General features: G+C 61.3%; 2 protein-coding genes, 6 pseudogenes and 1 other annotated feature. Of the genes and pseudogenes, 5 read left to right on the top strand and 3 right to left on the bottom strand.

Annotation, left to right across the window (positions count from 1 at the left end; translation table 11 throughout):
- Positions 1-369: 369 nt before the first annotated feature.
- A pseudogene (locus tag IVB36_RS14480) lies at positions 370-1294 on the bottom strand (IS3 family transposase); the annotation flags it as partial.
- Positions 898-1015, bottom strand: a sequence feature (AL1L pseudoknot). It overlaps the preceding pseudogene by 118 nt.
- Before the next feature lie 93 nt (positions 1295-1387).
- Between IVB36_RS14480 and IVB36_RS14475 the strand changes: the two are divergent.
- Positions 1388-1628: pseudogene (locus tag IVB36_RS14475) on the top strand (ISNCY family transposase); the annotation flags it as partial.
- A gap of 266 nt (positions 1629-1894) precedes the next feature.
- On the opposite strand, the gene IVB36_RS14470 reads toward IVB36_RS14475, so the two are convergent.
- Positions 1895-2602, bottom strand: coding sequence for a hypothetical protein (locus IVB36_RS14470; RefSeq protein ID WP_247391990.1), 708 nt, complete (start codon positions 2600-2602; stop codon positions 1895-1897).
- Between the two features lie 303 nt (positions 2603-2905).
- Between IVB36_RS14470 and IVB36_RS14465 the strand changes: the two are divergent.
- From IVB36_RS14465 to IVB36_RS14455, 3 pseudogenes are all read left to right on the top strand, one after another.
- Positions 2906-3160, top strand: a pseudogene (locus tag IVB36_RS14465) (transposase); the annotation flags it as partial.
- A gap of 238 nt (positions 3161-3398) precedes the next feature.
- A pseudogene (locus IVB36_RS14460) lies at positions 3399-3779 on the top strand (transposase); the annotation flags it as partial.
- Positions 3780-3933: 154 nt separating this feature from the next.
- Positions 3934-4181: pseudogene (locus IVB36_RS14455) on the top strand (DDE-type integrase/transposase/recombinase); the annotation flags it as partial.
- Positions 4182-4222: 41 nt separating this feature from the next.
- Here IVB36_RS14455 and IVB36_RS14450 read toward each other — a convergent pair.
- Positions 4223-5120: pseudogene (locus IVB36_RS14450) on the bottom strand (IS30 family transposase); the annotation flags it as partial.
- 88 nt (positions 5121-5208) lie between these two features.
- Between IVB36_RS14450 and IVB36_RS14445 the strand changes: the two are divergent.
- The coding region (locus tag IVB36_RS14445; RefSeq protein ID WP_247390905.1) for a transposase at positions 5209-5496 on the top strand (288 nt) is incomplete at its 3' end.

Below are 5496 nucleotides of genomic sequence, written 5' to 3'. Positions count from 1 at the left end.
CGCGGCGCCCCGATGGTCCTTCAAGAACCTCCAGCCGGCTCACCGATCGCCTCGTTGAGCCGTCCAAATGGACGTCCTTTTTGCTGTCCAATCCCATCCCAAACCTCCGTCCAAGCCGGAGGCTTTTTTCGCACGTTCATTCGAATTCTGAAGCAAGGGTATCGGCTTCGCGCTTACCTCCGAGTGCAGCAGCTTCGCTGCTTAACCCAGCGGCAATCGCCCGCCAAAATTTGTTCTGTTCATTGCGCCCTGCAACAGAGGGCCGTCCTGGTGATGGGAAGGGGGGCTCGTCCTGGGCGCCGATCGACGCATTACAACGTTCATCGCAACCTCCAACCTCCGAGTGTTGCGACGACTGTTTGATCCGCCTTGGCTGCCCCTGTCGCGGTGGTGCACGAGCCCGCCACGACGGACCGGCCGTCGATCATGCAGGACCTGCTCCAGCCCATCGAGCACGAAGCCTGCATGTGCCGTGCGCGAGGCTCGCCAGCCCACGATCCTGCGAGCATAGGCGTCGATCACGAAGGTGACGTAGACGAAGCCGGTCCAGGTCGCGACATAGGTGAAGTCGGAGAGCCAGAGAACGTCGGCCTTGAGGCCTTGAACTGGCGGTTGACGTGATCCAGCGGGCATGCCGCGGCCTTGTCGCTGATCGTGGTCTTGACGGGTTTGCCGCGGATGACACCTTGTAATCTCCCGCATCAGTCGCGCCACGGTACAACGGGCAACATTGAAGCCTTCACGCTTGAGCTGCCGCAAGACGTTGCGCACGCCGTACACGCCGAAGTTCTGATCGAAGACGCGTCGGACCCTCGATCTTCAGCGCAGCATCCTGCCTGGCGCGCGCCGACAGCCTGGGGGGATCCCGCCGCTTGGCCACATGGGCGTGATAGGTCGAGGGGTCGATCGGCAGCACCTTGCAGATCGGCTCGACCCCATGCGCCTCACGATGATCCTCGATAAAGGCGGTCATGGCTTGGACCGGCGGTCGAGCTCCGCCACCGCAAAATGTGCGCTTGCCTTGCGCAGGATCTGTTGGCCTGCCGAAGCTCGCGGTTCTCTCGTTCGAGCGCAGCCTCTCGGCCGTGTCGGTCGGAAGGCCGACCCGCTGCCCGCTATCGATCTCGGCCTTCTTGACCCAGTCATGCAGCGTCTGCGGCGTGCAGCTGATCTTGGCCGCGATCGACGTCACTTCCGCCCAGCGTGACAGGTGCTCGCTGGCGTGATCCAGAACCATCCGAACCGCTCGAGTCCGGACCTCGGGTGAAAACTTGTTTGTCGTCTTGCTCGTCATGGCTCCATCCTCTCAGGAGTTGGAGCCTCCGGCAAACCCGGGGCGGTTCACTGCTTCACGCAAATCGCTCCATTGGACTCGGAACGAGCGGGGCTTCTCGCGATCAGCGCTGCAACGATCGACCGCGCACTGGTGTGGGTCCGAGAGGGGTTGGCGCGCAAGCGCGGACGGCACGCGACGCACTCGTTGCGTCGAACTTGCGGACCTCGGCAGATTGGGACGATCCGGCAGCAGGGTTCGTGGAGGCGGTGCTCGTATCGCGCAGCGGACCATCAGGGCGGAGCAGCTTCATCCACCCCCCGTACTCGCTGACATTGCGACTGGCTGGACGGAGCGGTAGCCGAAGGCTCGGCGCCAGCTCCCGTCGCTCCCACCGCCTAGCCGGGCAAATCCAACCGGAAGGCGAACTCAAAACTGGATAAAATTGGGGGCAAGGTCACGCCAGTGGACTCTTCGATGGATTCTTACGTCACACGCGATGCACTCCTTGCCTGATCATCAAAGCCCGCAGCATAGAAGATTATGGGCAGCTCACCCGACCAACACGAATTACCCCGGCGAAGCCGGCCGTTCAGAAATGAGGGGGAAGAGTCATGGTCCTTAGATGACCGATGCCAACGTCAGTTGGCAAAGGGTTGTGATGTCGTAGACGGGCAGCCCTGTGACCCGGCGGATCGTCGGCGCGACTAGCGGGAACCCCGTGCACTCCAAAAGGAGCACCGCAATCTGTGGATGCGCATCGCGGAGTCGCGCGACGCAGGCAACGACATCCACTTCGATCTCGGCGACATCGGTCAACGGTGGCGGTCGCTTCATCTCGTTTTGCCAGAACTTGCCACCTTCGGTGCCACCCACAACGACCCTCGTCCGCTCGACCGGATCGTCGATCCCGAGCAGATCTTCTCCGCAATGATTCGAATCGGCGGTTAACACGGCGAGTTTAGCAAGCCTCGGCAGTTGGCGGAGTAACGTCGGCAGCAGAAGAAGGCTGGACATTACCACAGGAACATTCACTGACTCGGCCACTGCCACTTGATGTCTGATGGAAAAGCCGCAATTCGAGCTTATCACAACAGCTCCTCGCTCAACTAGTCGCCGGGCAGCTTCGATGTAGGCCGGCTCTAGCGCTGGATCGCCACGGATCACTCTGTCCGCCCAAGCCCCCTCAACCGTTTCGGAGATGACCGGGAAGTTATACGTCGTCGGATTCATCAACGAGCCAGGTAGCGGCGCACGCGGTGTTGCGCCCGGCGACATTCCACGTTCGAGGTTCAGAATTCCAAGAGAGCGTTGGGACGGTGATGCCATTCAAAACTCCGAGGGAGCAGGGGTTACCATATCGAGGAGAACACTATTGCGTTTTGAAGCCGATTTTCCTTGAAGTAGAGGCTTGTAGTTCCGAAATTCTGCGTTCGATTGGTGGAATGCGAGAGTTCTAGGCGACGGTTGTTGACTGCTGGGACGATCAGATCGCTGAAGCGGTGCTAGTGTACGTGATCGACGCCACCAATCGACCACCTATCTGGGGAGGGCGGACGGGATCGGCCGGCATGAGCTGCTGCCGGTTGATGGACACCGAGGTTGGGTGTTTTATCGAGCCAGAGGTGGGTCATGCAGAGACGGAAGTTCAGTCGAGAGTTCAAGATCGAGGCGATCAAGCTCGTCAGGGAGCGCGGGGTATCTGTGGCGCAAGCCGGCCAAGACCTGGGCATTCATGAGAACGTGCTGCGCAAATGGGTGAAGGAGTTCGGCTTCGACGCTGCGCAGTCCTTCCCCGGCCACGGGCAAATGAAGCCTGAGCAATTGGAGATCGAGCGGCTGCGGCGCGAGGTCAACAAGCTGAAGGCGGAGCGGGATATCCTAAAAAACTGTCCAGCGCCCAGGCGCGCCTGCGCGGGGTAGAAACGGCCTTGTGCTATCCTCTGCGGCTGGGAGGGTAGCGGCCGTCAGCTTATTGGAGGCACTGTCCCCGTTAAAAAACGTGGTCCATGGGCGCGTGCGGACTTGAGAGTGGTGACGCCGTTCCGGCGGCGATCCCGATTAGGAAGATGACAAATTGGCATAGCCCAGACCCTCCTGCCCATGATCGGACGGAGGATTCGCAATGCCCAAGACGACAACCGGTGACTGCCTGGAATTGAAGTCGGTCAACTTCGGAGCGGCTGCTATCGACATCGGATCAAGGATGCACATGGCTGCGGTGAATCCGGCCTGCACTGACATCCCAGTGCGGACGTTCGGCACATTCACGCAGGACCTGCATGATCTGGCGAACTGGTTCAAAGCGTGCGGCGTCACCAGCGTGGCGATGCCGGGGTCTATTGGATCCCGGTCTATGAGATCCTGGAGCAGCGCGGATTTGAGGTCATTCTGGTCAACGCACGCTACGCCAAGAACGTGCCTGGGCGGAAGACCGATGTCAGCGATGCCGCATGGCTACGCCAGCTTCATTCCTACGGCCTGTTTGCGCGGCAGCTTCCGACCGGATGCCGAGATTGCAACATTGCGCGCCTATCTACGCCAGCGCGAGCGGGCAGGGCCGCACTGTATGGCGAGCTCGGTGTCGATCTGACTGAGATCCATGGGCTGGGTCCGTCGATCGCATTGACGGCGATCGACAGCTCGCGACCGTACCGGGGAACCTTCTGGACCGGCAGTTCGCCGCCGAGCGGCCGAACCAGAAGTGGACCGCCGACTCACCTATCTCTGGACCGCCGAAGGCTGGCTCTATGTCGCAGCGGTCATCGACCTGTTCTCACGCCGCGTGGTTGGCTGGTCGATGAATGCCGCCATGACGGCACAGCTCTTGACGGACGCATTGTTGATGGCCGTCTGGCGACGCGGCAAGCCGGATGCCCTGTTGCACCATTCCGATCAGGCCGCCCAAGGCGGATTCAAGCGGTCGTCGCAACACCGAATATGTTCCACTCATGACAGCAACTCGTCAAGCGCCTCTGCTGGCGTTTTCCAACCCAAAGTTTTTCTCGGTCGAGCATTGAGGGCCGCGGCCACGGCGGCGATGTCGTCGGCGCTGTGGACGCTCAGGTCGGTGCCTTTCGGGAAGTACTGACGCAGCAGCCCATTGGTGTTCTCGTTGGTGCCACGCTGCCAGGGGCTTTGCGGATCGCAGAAGTAGACTTGGACACCCGCGTCGATCTTGAGACGATCGTGCTGAGCCATTTCGGCTCCCTGATCCCAGGTCAGCGAACGACGCATCTTCTTCGGGCAAGGTGATGATGGTGCGCGTAATCGCGTCGCGCACGGCTTCAGCTCCGGGTCCCGCGAGAGCAGGGCCATTCTTCATGCGTGGAGCTTCGCCATGCCCCGCAAGCCGGGGAAGATGCAGCAACATCGTGAAGCGTGTTGTCCGCTCAACCAGCGTGCCGATCGCCGAGCTGCCAAGACCAAGGATGAGGTCTCCCTCCCAGTGGCCCGGCACCGCGCGATCGGCCGCTTCGGCGGGGCGTTGACTGATCATGATCTCCGGCGAGACAAAGCTCTTGCCTCGCCTGCGTACGCGCGCCCTGGGGACCCGCAATACGCGCCCGGTTCGCAAGCAGGCCGACAGTTCGCGGCGTAGCGCTCCCCGACCGTGAACGAAGAGAGCTTGATAGATGGCTTCGTGGCTGATGCGCATCGTCTTGTCGTCCGGGAAGTCGATCGACAAGCGTCGGGCAATCTGCTCCGGGCTCCAAGCCCTGGCCCATCGCCGATCCTTTCGCGGGCCATGCCGGCGGCCCTTCCACGGAACGGCGGGACCAGGAACGGCAGCGCCACTCGGGGTCATGACCACGCCGGCCAGTCGCTGCTCCAGATAAGTGCGCAACGTTGTGTTGAGCGCAAGCTTAGGGTCTGTACCTAATTAGCGAGTTCTGATTCCCTGGTGCCAAGTTGATTCGGCACGGGGGACTTCGATGCGCAAAGGACTGTTCTGGCTCAACGACAAGCAGTGGGCTCAGATAGAGCCGCATCTGCCAACGAACCAGACCGGCCCGGCGCGCGAAGACGATCGACGCATTATCAGCGGTATCATTCACATGCTCCAGTGCGGCGCACGCTGGCGCGATTGCCCGTCCGACTATGGCCCTTACACGACGATCTATAATCGGTTCAATCGCTGGGCTAAGCGCGGACATTGGCAGGCGATCTTTGAAGCGCTCGCCCGCTGCGGCAAGGACCGAGTGGCTTTGTCGATCGACTCC

It is taken from the genome of Bradyrhizobium sp. 35 (assembly GCF_023073215.1).
In the GTDB taxonomy this organism is placed as follows: domain Bacteria; phylum Pseudomonadota; class Alphaproteobacteria; order Rhizobiales; family Xanthobacteraceae; genus Bradyrhizobium; species Bradyrhizobium canariense_D.
Note: the sequence above shows the minus strand (reverse complement) of the source record. Positions and strands in the feature narration are given on the sequence as shown.

What these genes read in the sequence shown, in the direction of transcription:
- IVB36_RS14470 (WP_247391990.1), bottom strand. Translation starts at nt 2,602, where the DNA reads ATGGCATCACCGTCCCAACGCTCTCTTGGAATTCTGAACCTCGAACGT.